This window comes from Streptomyces sp. NPDC043853, from assembly GCF_056436025.1.
Genome location: NZ_JBWKDJ010000010.1, coordinates 177205 through 192899, shown reverse-complemented (window position 1 = coordinate 192899; position 15695 = coordinate 177205). Strand labels below are relative to the sequence as shown.

At 69.8% G+C, this 15695-nt stretch carries 15 protein-coding genes; 4 read left to right on the top strand and 11 right to left on the bottom strand.

Translation table 11 applies throughout. The annotated features are described in order from the left end of the window. Positions 1-130: 130 nt before the first annotated feature. Both pafA and AC067U_RS25380 read right to left on the bottom strand, forming a co-directional pair. Positions 131-1492 carry a Pup--protein ligase gene (pafA, locus tag AC067U_RS25385; RefSeq protein ID WP_393578031.1) on the bottom strand — a complete coding sequence of 454 codons (1362 nt, stop codon included), beginning with the start codon at positions 1490-1492 and terminating at the stop codon, positions 131-133. Positions 1493-1549: 57 nt separating this feature from the next. Beyond that, positions 1550-2815 (bottom strand): MFS transporter, encoded by a 1266-nt coding sequence (locus AC067U_RS25380; protein ID WP_478832056.1) that lies wholly within the window; start codon positions 2813-2815, stop codon positions 1550-1552. 125 nt (positions 2816-2940) lie between these two features. Between AC067U_RS25380 and AC067U_RS25375 the strand changes: the two genes are divergently transcribed. Beyond that, the gene (locus AC067U_RS25375) at positions 2941-3960 is read left to right on the top strand and encodes a LacI family DNA-binding transcriptional regulator (protein ID WP_478832055.1); all 1020 of its coding nucleotides are present in this window, start codon (positions 2941-2943) and stop codon (positions 3958-3960) included. Positions 3961-4023: 63 nt separating this feature from the next. Here AC067U_RS25375 and prcA read toward each other — a convergent pair whose 3' ends face one another. From prcA to arc, 6 genes are all read right to left on the bottom strand, one after another. Further along, positions 4024-4788 carry a proteasome subunit alpha gene (gene prcA, locus AC067U_RS25370; RefSeq protein ID WP_478832054.1) on the bottom strand — a complete coding sequence of 255 codons (765 nt, stop codon included), beginning with the start codon at positions 4786-4788 and terminating at the stop codon, positions 4024-4026. A 39-nt stretch (positions 4789-4827) separates the two neighbouring features. Next, a complete protein-coding gene (gene prcB, locus AC067U_RS25365; protein WP_478832053.1) occupies positions 4828-5667 on the bottom strand; it encodes a proteasome subunit beta in 840 nt (279 codons plus the stop codon). Further along, positions 5619-6131 carry an endonuclease VII domain-containing protein gene (locus tag AC067U_RS25360; protein ID WP_478832052.1) on the bottom strand — a complete coding sequence of 171 codons (513 nt, stop codon included), beginning with the start codon at positions 6129-6131 and terminating at the stop codon, positions 5619-5621. Before AC067U_RS25360 ends, prcB begins: the two co-directional genes overlap by 49 nt. A gap of 119 nt (positions 6132-6250) precedes the next feature. Beyond that, positions 6251-6463 (bottom strand): ubiquitin-like protein Pup, encoded by a 213-nt coding sequence (locus tag AC067U_RS25355; RefSeq protein WP_478832051.1) that lies wholly within the window; start codon positions 6461-6463, stop codon positions 6251-6253. A 204-nt stretch (positions 6464-6667) separates the two neighbouring features. Next, complete coding sequence (dop, locus tag AC067U_RS25350; RefSeq protein WP_478832050.1) at positions 6668-8182, bottom strand: depupylase/deamidase Dop; 1515 nt, start codon at positions 8180-8182, stop codon at positions 6668-6670. Positions 8183-8365: 183 nt separating this feature from the next. Continuing rightward, on the bottom strand, positions 8366-10132 hold the full coding sequence (gene arc / locus AC067U_RS25345) for a proteasome ATPase (protein WP_478832049.1): 1767 nt from the start codon (positions 10130-10132) through the stop codon (positions 8366-8368). Positions 10133-10365: 233 nt separating this feature from the next. Here arc and AC067U_RS25340 point away from each other — a divergent pair, with 233 nt between their 5' ends. Further along, positions 10366-10692: a ferredoxin gene (locus tag AC067U_RS25340; protein ID WP_478832048.1), complete on the top strand. Its 327-nt coding sequence runs from the start codon at positions 10366-10368 to the stop codon at positions 10690-10692. An 86-nt stretch (positions 10693-10778) separates the two neighbouring features. On the opposite strand, the gene AC067U_RS25335 is transcribed toward AC067U_RS25340, so the two are convergent. From AC067U_RS25335 to AC067U_RS25325, 3 genes are all read right to left on the bottom strand, one after another. After that, complete coding sequence (locus tag AC067U_RS25335; protein ID WP_478832047.1) at positions 10779-11369, bottom strand: hypothetical protein; 591 nt, start codon at positions 11367-11369, stop codon at positions 10779-10781. Positions 11370-11741: 372 nt separating this feature from the next. Then, entirely contained in the window at positions 11742-12641 is a 900-nt protein-coding gene (locus AC067U_RS25330; protein WP_150210670.1) for a tRNA (adenine-N1)-methyltransferase, read from the bottom strand. Positions 12642-12659: 18 nt separating this feature from the next. After that, the gene (locus tag AC067U_RS25325) at positions 12660-13853 is read right to left on the bottom strand and encodes a site-2 protease family protein (protein ID WP_478832046.1); all 1194 of its coding nucleotides are present in this window, start codon (positions 13851-13853) and stop codon (positions 12660-12662) included. Between the two features lie 156 nt (positions 13854-14009). On the opposite strand from AC067U_RS25325, the gene AC067U_RS25320 reads away from it, so the two are divergent. Together AC067U_RS25320 and AC067U_RS25315 are read left to right on the top strand one after the other, a co-directional pair. Then, complete coding sequence (locus AC067U_RS25320; protein WP_478832045.1) at positions 14010-14918, top strand: RecB family exonuclease; 909 nt, start codon at positions 14010-14012, stop codon at positions 14916-14918. Positions 14919-14975: 57 nt separating this feature from the next. Then, positions 14976-15647, top strand: coding sequence for a response regulator (locus AC067U_RS25315; protein WP_478832044.1), 672 nt, complete (start codon positions 14976-14978; stop codon positions 15645-15647). The last annotated feature ends 48 nt before the right edge of the window (positions 15648-15695 follow it).

Below are 15695 nucleotides of genomic sequence, written 5' to 3'. Positions count from 1 at the left end.
GGTAGCTGGAATGATCCGTCTGGTCCCCGCCACTCTACGGGCAAGTAGCCCCGCGCCAACCCCCAGCACACGACGAAGGCCCCGTACGCCACAGCGCACGGGGCCCCCACCGACGGAAACACGGGCCGCACTACATGCCGGCGATCAGCTTCTCCACCCGGTCGTCCACCGACCGGAACGGATCCTTGCACAGCACCGTCCGCTGCGCCTGGTCGTTCAGCTTCAGGTGCACCCAGTCCACCGTGAAGTCCCGGCGCTGCTCCTGCGCCCGCCGGATGAAGTCACCGCGCAGCCGGGCCCGCGTGGTCTGCGGCGGTACCGACTTGCCCTCGAAAATCTTCAGATCGTTGCAGATCCGCTCCGCCTGCCCCTTCCGCTCCAGCAGGTAGTACAGCCCCCGCCGGCGGTGGATGTCGTGGTAGGCCAGGTCTATCTGCGCCACCCGCGGATTCGACATGGTCATGTTGTGCTTCGCCCGGTACCGCTCGATGAGCTTGTACTTCATGACCCAGTCGATCTCGGTGCCGATCCGGTCCAGGTCCTCCGCCTCGACCGCGTCCAGCGTGCGGCCCCACAGCTCCAGCACCTGCTCCACCGTGCCGGTGCGGATGCCCCGGCGCTCGGCGAAGTCCACCGCCTTGTCGTAGTACTCCCGCTGGATCTCCAGCGCAGAGGCCTCCCGGCCACTGGCCAGCCGCACCTTCCGCTGCCCGGTGATGTCGTGGCTGACCTCACGGATCGCCCGGATCGGGTTCTCCAGCGTGAGGTCCCGCATCACCGTGCCCGCCTCGATCATGCGCAGCACCAGGTCGGTCGCCCCGACCTTGAGCAGCATGGTCGTCTCGGACATGTTCGAATCGCCGACGATCACGTGCAGCCGCCGGTAACGCTCCGCGTCCGCATGCGGCTCGTCCCGGGTGTTGATGATCGGCCGGGACCGGGTGGTGGCCGAGCTGACACCCTCCCAGATGTGCTCCGCCCGCTGGCTCACGCAGTACACCGCACCCCGCGGGGTCTGCAGCACCTTGCCCGCACCGCAGATCAGCTGGCGCGTAACGAGGAACGGGATCAGGATGTCCGCCAGACGGGAGAATTCCCCGTGCCGGGCCACGAGGTAGTTCTCATGGCATCCGTACGAGTTGCCCGCCGAGTCGGTGTTGTTCTTGAAGAGGTAGACGTCGCCCGCGATCCCCTCCTCGTGCAGGCGGCGTTCGGCATCGACCAGCAGACCCTCGAGAATGCGCTCGCCGGCCTTGTCGTGCGTGACCAGCTCGGTCACGTTGTCGCATTCGGGAGTTGCATATTCCGGATGCGAACCCACGTCGAGATACAGGCGGGCACCGTTCCGCAGGAACACATTGCTGCTGCGGCCCCATGACACGACACGGCGGAAGAGGTAGCGCGCCACTTCGTCAGGTGACAGTCGGCGCTGTCCCCTGAACGTGCACGTGACGCCGTACTCGTTCTCCAGCCCGAAAATGCGGCGGTCCATGACTGAACATTACGCCTTTGGCCGTGTTCTGAAACCGGGTTCGAGAGCCGGGTTCGATCATTTTCCCGAGGATGCCGCAGCAGAGCCCGGCGACACACCCGCCCGCCCCTCCACCGGCGACCCCGCCACCGTACGCCCCCGCCCCGAGTGGCCCAGCAGCACCCGCTGAGTGGCCGTCAGCACCAACAGCGCCAGCACACCGCCCGCCACCGCCACACCGAAACCGGCCCTGGACCCGCCCAGTTCCACCGCAGGACCCGCCACCGCCGTACCGATGGCCGCACCCACCCCGAAGAACGTCACCAGCCACGAGAAGGCCTCCGTCACCGTGCCCGACGGCGCATGCCGGTCCACCACGATGAACGCGCACGCCAGCGCCGGCGCCAGGAACACCCCCGCCAACGCCGCCAGCGCCGTCATCGCCCACGCCCCCGGCACCAGCAGCAGCGGCACGTACCCCACCGCCAGCAGGCCCACCAACACCGTCAGCCGCCGCTCCGGCACCCCGGCCCAGGCCCGCGCCCCGTACGACACCCCGCCGACCAGCGCGCCCAGACCCAGCGCCGCCATCAGCCGGCCGTACACCGCATCACCCCCGTGACCGTCCGCGTACGCCAGACCCGCGACCGTGATCGACCCCAGCGCCGAACCCACGAAGAAGAACGAACCCAGCAGCGCCAGCAACCCGCCCGAGCGCAGCGCGCCCAGCCAGTGCGCCTCCCGCGGCTCCGACCGCCACCGCCGCGAGGGCTCCGAAACCACCACCGACAGCGCACCCAGCACACCCAGCGCGTTGATCACCAGCAGCGAGGCCGTCGGATCCCACAACGCGGCCAGCAGCGTCACCAGCAGCGGACCGACCGTGAACATGATCTCCTGCGCCACCGCGTCCATCGCGTACGCCGCGTGCACCCGCTCCTCCCGGCCACCCAGGACACTCGGCCACAGCGCCCGCAGACCGCCCTCCAGCGGCGGCGTGAACAGCCCGGCCACCACCACCGCCGCGTACGCCCAGCCCAGCGAGCCGATACCGGCCAGCGCCAGCCACAGCGCGCCCAGCGCCGAGACCACGGCCGCCGGCAACTGCACCCGCGGCTGCCCGTACAGATCGACCAGGCGGCCCAGCAGCGGCTGCCCCACCGCGTTGGCCACGCCGTACACGGCCGCCAGCGCGCCCGCCAGGCTGTAGCTGCCGCCCTCGCCCCGGACGAAGAGCACGATGGCGATGGCGGCGACCGCGTTCGGCAGCCGCCCCACCAGCGTGCCGGCCAGCAGCCGTGCGGCGTGCCGCGTCCTGAGCAGCTCCGCGTATCCCGCGGCCATATCGGCCCCTCTCCGTCCCCGACAGGGCGACGTAATACGTATAACTTGACTCATCATACGTACCATGGCGGCAACCGAACCGTCCACCCGGAAACCCCCCGGAACCCCACGACCAGGAGCAACGCGTGTCGAGACCCACCAGCCGCGACGTCGCCCGGGCCGCCGGAGTCTCCCAGGCCACCGTCTCCCTCGTCCTCGGCGACAAATGGCGCGGCCGCGTCTCCGAACGCACCGCCGCACTCGTCCGCGAAGCCGCCGGAGAACTCGGCTACCGCCCCAACCTCGCCGCCCGCAACCTCCGCCTCGGCTCCACCCGCACCGCCCTCCTCGTCGTCCCCGCCCTCACCAACGAATTCTTCGCCCGCGTCTACACCGGCGCCGCCACCATCGCCGGCCGCCACGGCTTCGGCGTCGTCCTCTACCTCTCCCCCGACGGCACCGGCCCCGCCCGCGACCCCTTCGCCTCCGCCCAGGCCGCCCTCGACGGCGTCATCGCCTCCTCCATGGCCGCCGGCGCCCTCGAAGCCATCAGCGGCACCACCACCCCGCTCCCCCTGGTCATGCTCGACAGCGACCCCGCCGGCGGCGCCGACGCCTACGTCAACCTCGCCATCACCGACGGCGTACGCCAGGTCACCGACCACCTCCTCGGCCTCGGCCACCGGCGCTTCCTCCACCTCGCCGCCGACGTCGACTCCTGGACCTTCGACATCCGCGCCGACGGCATCCGCCGCGCCCTCACCGGCCACGGCCCCGACACCGCACTCCGCACCGTCCGATCCGCCCTCAACGTCAACGCGGCCACCACCGCCATGGAACAGGCCCTCGCCGACCTCACCGACCCGGCCACCCGCCCCACCGCGGTCATCGCCGACGACGACATCCTCGCCGTCGGCGCCTGCAAAGCCGCCCGCCGCCTCGGCCTGCGCATCCCCGAGGACCTCTCCGTCACCGGCTTCGACGACATGGCCCTCGCCACCGCCGTCGAACCCGAACTCACCACCGTCCGCCTCCCCGCCGAACGCGTCGGCGAACAGGGCATGACCGCCCTCCTCGCCGTCCTCGACGGCCAGGCCTGGTCCGCCCCCGAACTCCCCGTCGAACTCGTCGTACGCGGCTCCACCGCACCGCCGCCCCGCCCCTGAACACGACCGTGCCCCGGCCCGCCACAATGGCGGACCGGGGCACGCTCCCTCACTCCTACGGAACTACTCGGCGTCCTCGTCGGGCGCCTCGTCATTGGACACCGCGTCCGCCTGCGCGGCCGGCGTCACCTCCGGCTCCAGCAGCCGCGCCAGCTGCCGGCCCCGGATCCGCTTGAACTTCCGCTGCTGGGTCCGCGTACGGTCCAGCACCGCCACCTCCAGACGGTCCGCCGGGATCTCCCGGTCCGCACCGTTCGCCTGGCTGGACAGCGCCTGCACCGCCAGCTTCAGCGCCTCCGGCAGCGACATCCCCTCCCGGTGCCGCTGGTCCAGGTAGCTGCTGATCTGCTCGGCGTTACCGCCGACCGCGACCGAACCGTGCTCGTCCACGATCGAACCGTCGTGCGGCAGCCGGTAGATCTGGTCACCCGAGGCACTGTCACCGACCTCGGCCACCACCAGCTCCACCTCGTACGGCTTCTCACCCGCCGAGGAGAAGATGGTGCCCAGCGTCTGGGCGTACACGTTCGCCAGCCCACGCGCCGTCACATCGTCACGGTCGTAGGTGTATCCACGCAGATCGGCATACCGGACGCCGCCGATCCGCAGGTTCTCGTACTCGTTGTACTTGCCGGCGGCCGCGAAACCGATCCGGTCGTAGATCTCGCTGAACTTGTGCAGCGCACGGGACGGGTTCTCGCCGACGAACACGATGCCGTCGGCGTACTGGATGACCACCAGGCTGCGGCCCCGGGCGATGCCCTTGCGGGCGTACTCGGCCCGGTCCGCCATGGCCTGCTGGGGTGAGACGTAGAACGGAGTCGACACCGGCTATCCGCCCCTTTCTTCTTCTGGGCTGACGAGGACTTAGAGGAGGGCGGCCCGGGGGCCGTCGGGCTGCTCCAGGCGGTGCTCGGTGACCGAGCGGGCCAGCGCCGAGGACTCCTCCTCGGTCAGCCTCCGGAAGCCCTCGTCGGTGATGACGGTGACGATCGGGAAGATCCGGCGGGCGAGGTCGGGGCCACCGGTCGCTGAGTCGTCGTCGGCGGCGTCGTAGAGGGCCTGCACGACCAGGGTGGTCGCCTGCTCCTCCGTCAGATCCGGGCGGTACAGCTTCTTCATCGATCCCCGGGCGAAGATGGAACCCGACCCGGTGGCCGCGAACCCGTGCTCCTCGGACCGGCCGCCCGTGACGTCGTAGGAGAAGATCCGGCCCTTCTCCTTGCCCTCGTCCCAGCCCGCGAACAGCGGGACCACGGCGAGGCCCTGCATGGCCATGCCCAGGTTGCTGCGGATCATCGTGGACAGGCGGTTGGCCTTGCCCTCCAGCGAAAGGGTCGTCCCCTCCACCTTCTCGAAGTGCTCCAGCTCCAGCTGGAACAGCTTCACCATCTCCACGGCGAGACCGGCGGTGCCGGCGATGCCGACCGCCGAGTACTCGTCGGCCGGGAACACCTTCTCGATGTCCCGCTGCGCGATCATGTTGCCCATGGTCGCCCGCCGGTCACCGGCGAGCACGACCCCACCGGGGAAGGTGGCCGCGACGATGGTCGTGCCGTGCGGCGCCTCGACGATCCCCTCGGGCAGCTTCCGGTTCCCCGGGAGCATCTCCGGCGAGTGGTCCGCCAGGAAGTCCATGAAGGAGGACGACCCCGGCGTCAGGAAGGCTGCCGGTAGACGCCCTGTGCCACGATTGTTGGCTTCCACGCGTGTCCCTCCAGGTATGCGGCGGCCCGACGGGCAGCGTCGGGATCATCATCCAACTTGCCGATGGCCGTGTTGCAGTTGAAACAAAGTACGCCTCGGACCTTACCCGTCCGGTGACAGTGATCCACATGCACGGCCGGGCGCTTCAGGCAGATACAGCAGAGCCCGCCTTGAGCTGCGATCATCTCGTCCCGCTGCGCTTCGGTCATGCCGTACGAGCGCTTGAGGTGGCCCGCCCGGCTCTCGACGGCCCGGCACGCCTTGCAGCGCGTTGACAAACCGTCGGAGGCCGTCTTGTTGCGATCCCACTCCGCATGCGGCTTGATCTCACCACACCGACGACAGTATTTGTGCCCTTCGGGTGCCTCCACCCGCGGACGCACGTTTCTACCCCTGGCCTTCTGCCGCTGCTGATGGTATTCGGCCGCGCACGGCCTGCAATAGCACTGCAGGCCGTCGCGCATCGCCCGATTGCCGGCGAAAGCCTCTCGCGGCTTCGCCACGCCACACCGAGCACACCGTTTGAGATCCTCTTGCACTCACGCCCCCCCGAGAGCCCTTCACCTTTGAATCGAAGGTGAAATCACTCTCCGCCCTTCTGAACGAAGGAGCGCACGAAGTCCTCGGCGTTTTCCTCGAGCACATCATCGATTTCGTCCAGGACGGAGTCCACGTCGTCCGAGAGCTTCTCCATGCGCTCTTCAAGGTCGGTGCTTGCCTCGGCGGTCTGCTCCTCGACCTCTTCGGTCGAGCGCGTCGCCTTCTGCTGTCCGCCGCCGGTGTCCTTGGTCGCCATGTCTACCTCACCCCGCTCGGTTCGCACGCTCGTGACGAGGGATCCCGCGGATCGGGGATCCCTCAAGATCAGACCCTACGCCGGACCCTACAAGGAGGGTCCGGCATTCGTCCCGGAACTTGTTCAACGTCCGGATGTCTTCATGATTCCCGGCCGAGCGGCCTTTCAGCCGCGTCCGGGGCGATCAAGTGCTGCCGGTCCGGATCAGTTGCCGCCGGAGAGGACCCGGACCAGGTCCTCGGCCGTGCGGCAGCGGTCCAGGAGCTCCTTGACGTGGTTCCGGGTACCCCGGAGGGGTTCCAGGGTGGGGACCCGCTGGAGCGAGTCCCGGCCGGGCAGGTCGAAGATCACCGAGTCCCAGCTGGCCGCGGCCACGTCGTCCGCGTACTGCTCCAGGCAGCGGCCGCGGAAGTACGCCCTGGTGTCCTCCGGGGGCTTGCTCTCGGCCCGCTCCACGTCCGGCTCGGTCAGCAGCCGCTGCATCTTGCCGCGGGCCGCCAGGCGGTTGTACAGGCCCTTGTCCTGCCGTACGTCGGAGTACTGGAGGTCCACCAGGTGCAGCCGGGCCGCGTCCCAGTTCAGGCCGTCGCGGCGCCGGTAGCCCTCCAGGATCTCCCGCTTGGCGATCCAGTCCAGCTCGCCGGCCAGGCTCATCGGGTCGCTCTCCAGCCGCCCGAGCACGTCCTCCCAGCGGGAGAGGACGTCCTTGGTCTGGTCGTCCGCGTCGGCGCCGAAGCGCTCCTCCACGTACTTCCGCGCCAGCTCGAAGTACTCCATCTGGAGTTGTACGGCGGTCAGGGTGCGGCCGCTGCGCAGCGTGATCAGGTGGCGCAGGTCGGGGTCGTGGGAGACCTGGTGGAGGGTGCGTACGGGCTGGTCGACGGCGAGGTCGACGTTGATGAAGCCGTCCTCGATCATGGAGAGGACGAGGGCGGTGGTGCCGAGTTTGAGGTAGGTGGAGATCTCGGAGAGGTTGGCGTCGCCGATGATCACGTGGAGTCGGCGGTACTTCTCCGCGTCCGAGTGGGGTTCGTCCCGGGTGTTGATGATGGGCCGCTTGAGGGTGGTCTCCAGGCCGACCTCGACCTCGAAGTAGTCGGCGCGCTGGCTGATCTGGAAGCCGTGTTCGCGGCCGTCCTGGCCGATGCCGATGCGGCCGGCGCCGGTGACGACCTGGCGGGAGACGAAGAAGGGCGTGAGGTGGCGCACGATGTCCGAGAAGGGGGTTTCCCGCTTCATCAGGTAGTTCTCGTGCGTGCCGTAGGAGGCGCCCTTGTTGTCGGTGTTGTTCTTGTAGAGGTGGATGGGCTGGGCGCCGGGGAGCTGGGCGGCCCGCTCGGCGGCTTCGGCCATGATCCGTTCGCCGGCCTTGTCCCAGAGGACGGCGTCGAGCGGGTTGGTGACCTCGGGCGAGCTGTATTCGGGGTGGGCGTGGTCGACGTAGAGCCGGGCGCCGTTGGTGAGGATGACGTTGGCCAGGCCGATGTCCTCGTCGGTGAGCTGGCTGCTGTCGGCGGCCTCGCGGGCGAGGTCGAAGCCGCGGGCGTCCCGCAGCGGGTTCTCTTCCTCGAAGTCCCAGCGGGCGCGTCGCGCCCGGTGCATCGCCGCGGCGTAGGCGTTGACGATCTGGGACGAGGTGAGCATGGCATTGGCGTTCGGGTGACCGGGGACGGAGATCCCGTACTCCGTCTCGATCCCCATCACGCGCCGTACGGTCATGCGGCCCTCCTTGCCCGGCGGCGCTCCCCTGCGGGAGCCATACGGAAGAGCCTAGAGCGGCTCCGCGCTGGTGGGGAGATCATTTCAGTCATTGAATCGGTGGCCGATTCGGCTGGGCGGTTCCTTGGAAAGCAGGCGGCTGCGGGTGCCCTTTTTCCGGGCATCCGCAGCCGCCCCTTTCGATCAGAGGTACTGACCGGTATTGGCCACCGTGTCAATGGAGCGACCGGTGTCCGCGCCCTGCTTTCCGGTGACGAGGGTGCGGATGAAGACGATCCGCTCGCCCTTCTTTCCGGAGATCCGGGCCCAGTCGTCCGGGTTGGTGGTGTTGGGCAGGTCCTCGTTCTCCTTGAACTCGTCCACGCAGGCCTGGAGGAGGTGGGAGACGCGGAGGCCCTTCTGGTTGTGTTCGAGGAATGCCTTGATGGCCATCTTCTTGGCCCGGTCGACGATGTTCTGGATCATCGCGCCGGAGTTGAAGTCCTTGAAGTAGAGGACTTCCTTGTCGCCGTTGGCGTACGTGACCTCGAGGAAGCGGTTTTCCTCGGTTTCGGCGTACATCTGCTCCACGACGGTCTGGATCATGTTGTGGACCGCGACCTCGGGCGAGTGCTGGTGCTCGGCGAGGTCTTCCGCGTGGAGCGGGAGGGAGGCCTTGAGGTACTTGGCGAAGATGTCCTTCGCGGCTTCCGCGTCGGGGCGCTCGATCTTGATCTTCACGTCGAGCCGGCCGGGGCGGAGGATGGCGGGGTCGATCATGTCCTCGCGGTTGGAGGCGCCGATGACGATGACGTTCTCCAGGCCTTCCACGCCGTCGATCTCGGCGAGCAGCTGGGGGACGATGGTGTTCTCCACGTCCGAGCTGACTCCGGATCCGCGGGTGCGGAAGAGGGATTCCATCTCGTCGAAGAAGACGATGACGGGGGTGCCCTCGCTGGCCTTTTCGCGGGCGCGCTGGAAGACGAGGCGGATGTGCCGCTCGGTCTCGCCGACGTACTTGTTGAGGAGTTCGGGGCCCTTGATGTTCAGGAAGTAGGACTTTCCGGCGGGCTGGCCGGTCACCTCGGCGACCTTCTTGGCAAGGGAGTTGGCCACCGCCTTGGCGATGAGCGTCTTGCCGCATCCGGGCGGTCCGTAGAGCAGGATGCCCTTGGGCGGGCGGAGTTCGTGCTCCTTGAACAGGTCGGGGTAGAGGTAGGGGAGCTCGACGGCGTCGCGGATCAGCTCGATCTGGTCGCCCAGGCCGCCGATCTTGTCGTAGTCGATGTCCGGGACCTCTTCGAGGACGAGTTCCTCGACCTCGCTCTTGGGGACGACCTCGTAGACGTAGCCGGAGCGGGGTTCGAGCAGGAGGGCGTCGCCGGGGCGGATGGTGATGTCCAGGAGCGGCTCGGCGAGCCTCACCACCCTTTCCTCGTCGGTGTGCCCGACGACCAGGGCGCGCTCGCCGTCCTCGAGGATCTCCTTGAGGGTGACGATGTCCCCGGCCCGCTCGAACTCCATGGCCTCGACCACGTTGAGGGCCTCGTTGAGCATGACCTCCTGGCCGCGCCGGAGGTCGTCCGGGTCGACGCTGGGGCTGACGTTCACGCGGAGCTTGCGGCCGCCGGTGAAGATGTCGACGGTGCCGTCCTCGTTCGCCTGGAGGAAGACACCGAAGCCGGCCGGCGGCTGGGCGAGCCGGTCGACTTCTTCCTTGAGGGCCACGATCTGGTCGCGGGCCTCACGGAGGGTATTGGCCAGCCGTTCGTTTTGTGCGGAGACGCCGGCCAGGTTTGTCTGGAGCTCGACGATCCGCTCTTCGAGAATCCTCGTGTGTCGCGGAGAGTCGGCGAGCTTACGTCGCAGGACGGCGATTTCCTGCTCGAGATAGGCAACCTGACCGGCGGGGTCATCGGACCCCCGACCGGGCCGGATGCCGCGGTTGATGTCGTCGTCGTGGGCTGCCACGGTCCTCACCTCCTCCAAGGGGAGCTGGACGCTTCCTGACCCTACCTGGGCTGGTGGTGATTGAAACCCCTAGATCACAAAGACGGTAGGGGTGTGTCCGATCTTCACCCTTGCGTATCCCCTCACGCCAGGTGAATACCCACCGTTCAACATCGGAAAGCGGCCAGTTGTAAGGTCGAGGCGTTCAACGCCCGCGTACAGCACGCGCACAGCACAAGGGGAGCGCAAAGGATATGACCGTGCAGCAGGAGGCTCCGGCCGAGGGGACGGGGGCCGGTGTGGCCGGAGGGCCGCTGGAGGTCTGGATCGATCAGGACCTGTGTACCGGCGACGGAATCTGCGTGCAGTACGCGCCGGAGGTGTTCGAGCTGGACATCGACGGTCTGGCCTACGTGAAGGGTGTGGAGGACGAGCTGTTGCAGGAGGCGGGGGCGACGACCCCGGTGCCGCTGCCGCTGCTTCAGGACGTGGTGGATTCGGCCCGGGAGTGTCCGGGCGAGTGCATCCACGTGCGCCGGGTCTCGGACGGCGTGGAGGTGTTCGGCCCGGACGCCGGGTGACCGGTGGTTCGCCGGACGCGGGGGGTCCGCCGGATACGGCGGGTGACCGGTGGCTCGGGGTGACCGGCGGTGGCGGGGTGTGACGGTCAGGTGGGGAGTGCCGTGGCGTCCGTCAGCTCCTGGCTGAATTTTCCGCCGGTCCAGGCCCACTTGGCGTGCTGTCGGGTGTCGGGGCAGCAGCGGGGGACGTCGGGGGTGGAGTAGCCGAGCAGGGTGGCGGTGATCTTCCCGTCGGTCACGGCGAGCTCGGTGACGTTCTTCCGCTGTTCCGCGGGGAGCAGGGTGGCGACGATGCGGGGCGGCGTGCCGGCTGCGGTGTCCTGGGTGAGGACGTAGAGGGCGTTGGGCGGGGTGCCGAGGCCTGCGTCGCAGCGTACGGCGGCCACGGTCTCGGGGCGGCCGTCGCCGTCGAGGTCGCCGTGGGCGGTGGCGGTGATCTGGTGGGGGCCGCCGCGGCAGTCGAGGGGGTAGTGGGCGAGCGCGGCGTCGGGGGCGGCGAGCCGGCCCGCCGGTGCGGCGGGGGTGCCGGGGGTGCGCGGGCCCGGGGTGGAGGCTTCGGCGGTGGGCTGGAGGAGTCCGGCGCCGGCTATGACGGCGGCCATGGCTGCGGCGGTGGCGAGCCAGTGGAGCGGGCCGGCGTCGTTGTGCGGGAGGGCGGGGTCGGCGGGGGTGTGCACGGGGGCGTCTCCTGCGCGGGGGATGACGGGGAGCCAGCATCGTGCCATACCGCTGCGCTCGGCGGAACGGGTGGGTCCGTGGTCTGCCTTGGTCGGCGGGGCCGGAGCGGTGCCGGGCCTTGGCGCAGGTGCGGGGTGGGGTACAGGGCGGGTGCGGGGGCTGCGGTGCCGTGTGCCCACCCTCCCCCGAGCTCTCGGCTCCGCTCGAGCAGGGGGGACCCCCATCGCCCTGCGGCACGCCTGCCCACACGGCGGGCGGGTACTGGGCTATTGCCCACACGGCAGCGGGGGGGTAACGCGAAGGCGCCGTGCTGCAGTTCCGGTGGGAGATCGGGAACTGCGGCACGGCGCCGAGTGGTTGGGTGGGTGCGGCTAGCCGCGGCCGGAGCCGCTGCCGGGGCCCTCGTAGTCCTCGCCGTAGGCGCCCTTGGCGGGGCGGCGGCGGCGCAGCGGGGGTTCGACGCCGTCGGCGAGGCGCCGGGCGGTGACGAGGAAGCCGGTGTGGCCGATCATGCGGTGGTCGGGGCGGACGGCCAGGCCCTCCACGTGCCAGTTGCGGATCATCGATTCCCAGGGCTGCGGTTCGGCGAAGCAGCCGATCTCGCGGATGGACTCGACGGTCTTGGACAGCTGGGTGGTGGTGGCGACGTAGCAGCAGAGGATGCCGCCGGGGACGAGGGCCTTCTTGACGGCCTCGAGGCACTCCCAGGGGGCGAGCATGTCGAGGATGACGCGGTCGACGTCGGTGTCGGACAGGTTGTCCTGGAGGTCGCCGACGGTCAGCTGCCACGCGGGGTGGGGGCCGCCGAAGTAGCGTTCGACGTTGTCCTTGGCGATCTCGGCGAAGTCGGCCCGCCGCTCGTAGCTGTGGAGCATGCCCTGGTCGCCGATGGCGCGCAGCAGGAAGCTGCTGAGGGAGCCGGAGCCCACGCCCGCTTCCACGACGCGGGCGCCGGGGAAGATGTCGGCGAAGGCCAGGATCTGGCCCGCGTCCTTGGGGTAGACCACGGCGGCGCCGCGGGGCATGGACAGGACGTAGTCGGGGAGCAGGGGTCGCAGCGCGAGGTACGCGACGTTCCCCGTGGTACGGACAACACTGCCCTCGGGAGCGCCGATCAGCTCGTCGTGGGGGAAGGAACCCTTGTGGGTGTGGAAGTTCTTCCCGGCTTCGAGCGTGAACGTGTAGTGGCGTCCCTTGGGGTCGGTGAGCTGGACCTGGTCCCCGACCTTGAAGGGCCCGCGTCGGCGGGCGGCACCGGTCGGTTCGGACATGTGACCAGTGTATTGGGTTCAGGAGTGGGGCCGTGCCATGGCCTTGAAGAAGGCCTTCTCGACGTCGAGGGTGGAGAGGACGCCGTAGATGGCGCCGTCGGCTTCGGTCACGAGGTATTCGGTGGCGGGGGTGGTGCGGAGGTGGTCGAGGAGTTCTTCGCCGGCGAGGTCCGCTGAAACCTTCATGCCGTCGGTGATGTCCTGGGCGAGGCTGCCGGCGGCTTCCCAGGGGCGGCGGTGTTCGGGGATGGAGGCGATGGCGCTCTCGCGGACGATGGCGGTGGGGTTGCCGTGGCCGTCGGTGACGACGAGGGCGCGGGCTCCGGCCTCGTTGGCGCGGCGGAGGGCCTCGGAGAGGGGGGTGGCGGCTTCGACGGGGATGGCGCGGCGGGTGAGGGTGCGGGCGCGGAGTTCGGGGAGGTGTTCGCGGAGGCGGGCCATGCGGAGGCTGTTGCCGGCGCCGGTCCACATGATCGCCGCGAGGATGGCGGCGAGCAGGGCGTTCATGACGGTGTCCATGCCGCTGGTCTGGTCGGCGCCGGGGCCGATGACGCCGGTCTCGGTGAGGAGGGGGAGGCCGAGGAGGACGGAGACGGCGATGGCGCGGCCGACCCAGGCGGCGGCGACGGTGCCGGCCATGGCGCGGCCGGTGAGGGCCCAGACGAGGGCGCGGAGCATGCGGCCGCCGTCGAGGGGGAGGCCGGGGAGGAGGTTGAAGACGGCGACGATCAGGTTGGCGATCATGAGGCCGGCGAGGAGGACCCCGGGGACGGTGCGGGGTTCCACGGCGGTCATGCCGAGGTAGAAGGCGCCGGCGAGGAGGAGGGAGAGCAGGGGGCCGACGAAGGCGAGGACGAATTCGCGGCCGGGGGTCTCGGCCTCGTCGACGTGGGTGGCGCCGCCGACGAACTGGAGCTGGATGCGTCGGACGGTGAGTTTGAAGCGGAGTCCGGCTACGGCGTGGGCGAGTTCGTGGACGAGTACGGAGGCGTAGAAGGCGACGGCGAAGAAGAGGGCGACGAGGTAGCGGACGGCGCCGAGGCCGGGGAGGACCTGGTCGAGCCGGTCGCCGAAGATCCAGGTGAGGAGGGCGGCGACGACGAACCAGCTGGGTGAGACGTAGACGGGTACGCCGAAGGGGCGGCCCATGAGGAGTCCGCCGCCCTCGGAGCGCCGGGCCGTGCGCTCGCCGGTTCCGTCGGTGTCTGCCACGGCTGTCCTTCGTTCGGGGTACGTCGGCCGGTGCGGTGGCCGGGGGTCCGGTGGGCCCCTTCGTTGCTCGGGGTGATGTTCCGATCATGCAGTGCGAGGGGGGCTGCCGTCGATGGTATTGCGGTGCTGTCGGTTGCGGGTCGTAGGGTCTTTGTCATGACGACGAGCCCCGGTCCCGTTCCGGCCGGCGCGGAACCGGTGGCCGATGCCGCCGGTGCCGCTGCCCGGCCCGTGTCGCTGTCCCCGTCGCGGGCGAGCGACTTCATGCAGTGTCCGTTGCTGTACCGGTTCCGGGTGATCGACCGGCTGCCGGAGAAGCCCAGTGCGGCGGCTACCCGGGGGACGCTGGTGCATGCGGTGCTGGAGCGGTTGTTCGATCATCCGGCGGAGGAGCGGACGGCGCCGCGGGCGAAGTCGCTGGTGCCGGGGCAGTGGGAGCGGCTGCTGGAGGCGCGGCCGGAGCTGGCGGAGCTGTTCCCCGGGGACGGGGGCGGTGAGGCGCTGGCGGGCTGGCTGTCGGAGGCCGAGGCGCTGGTGGAGCGGTGGTTCACGCTGGAGGACCCGACGCGGCTGGAGCCGGTGGAGCGGGAGTTCTTCGTGGAGGCGGAGCTGGAGTCGGGGCTGCGGCTGCGCGGGATCATCGACCGGGTGGACGTGGCGCCGACGGGTGAGGTGCGGATCGTCGACTACAAGACGGGGAAGGCGCCGCGGCCGGAGTACGCCGAGGGTGCGCTGTTCCAGATGAAGTTCTACGCGCTGGTGGTGTGGCGGCTGAAGGGCGTGGTGCCGCGGCGGCTGCAGTTGGTGTACCTGGGCAGTGGGGAGGTGCTGACGTATGACCCGGTGATGGCTGATCTGGAGCGGGTGGAGCGGAAGCTGCACGCGTTGTGGGAGGCGATCAAGGAGGCCACGGAGACGGGTGAGTGGCGGCCGCGGCCGACGAAGCTGTGCGGCTGGTGTGATCACCGGTCGGTGTGTCCTGAGTTCGGGGGCACTCCTCCGGCCTATCCTCTGATGATCACACCGAGGGGTGGAGAGGGCGGGGCACGGGCCGGGGAATCCTGATCATCGGGCCGGGGCAGAATGGGCGTCGTCCGCCGATACGAAAACGAGGTAGTTCCCGTGGCGATCCGCGTCCTTCTGGTCGACGACCAGCCGCTGCTGCGCACCGGCTTCCGGATGATCCTGGAGGCCGAGGGGGACATCGCGGTGGTCGGTGAGGCCGGGGACGGCCTGCAGGCGCTGGACCAGGTGCGGGCGCTGCAGCCGGACGTGGTGCTGATGGACATCCGGATGCCGCGGATGGACGGGGTGGAGGCGACCCGGCAGATCACCGGGCCGGGCCGGGACGGTCCGGCGAAGGTGCTGGTGCTGACCACGTTCGACCTGGACGAGTACGTGGTGGAGGCGCTGCGGGCGGGGGCCAGCGGGTTCCTGCTGAAGGACGCCCCGGCGAACGAGCTGGTGCAGGCGATCCGGGTGGTCGCGGGGGGCGAGGCGATGCTGGCGCCGTCGATCACGCGGCGGCTGCTGGACAAGTACGCGGGGCACCTGCCCTCGGGTGAGGATTCGGTCCCGGACTCGCTGGGCACGCTGACCGAGCGGGAGGTCGAGGTGCTGAAGCTGGTCGCGCGCGGCCTGTCGAACGCGGAGATCGCGGCGGACCTGTTCGTGAGCGAGACGACGGTGAAGACGCACGTGGGGCACGTGCTGACGAAGCTGGGTCTGCGGGACCGGGTGCAGGCGGCGGTGTACGCGTACGAGAGCGGGCTGGTCCGCCCGGGCGCGCAGTAGCCGAGCGGGGGCAGGCCGGAGGGGCCGGACCGCTGGTGCGGTCCGGCC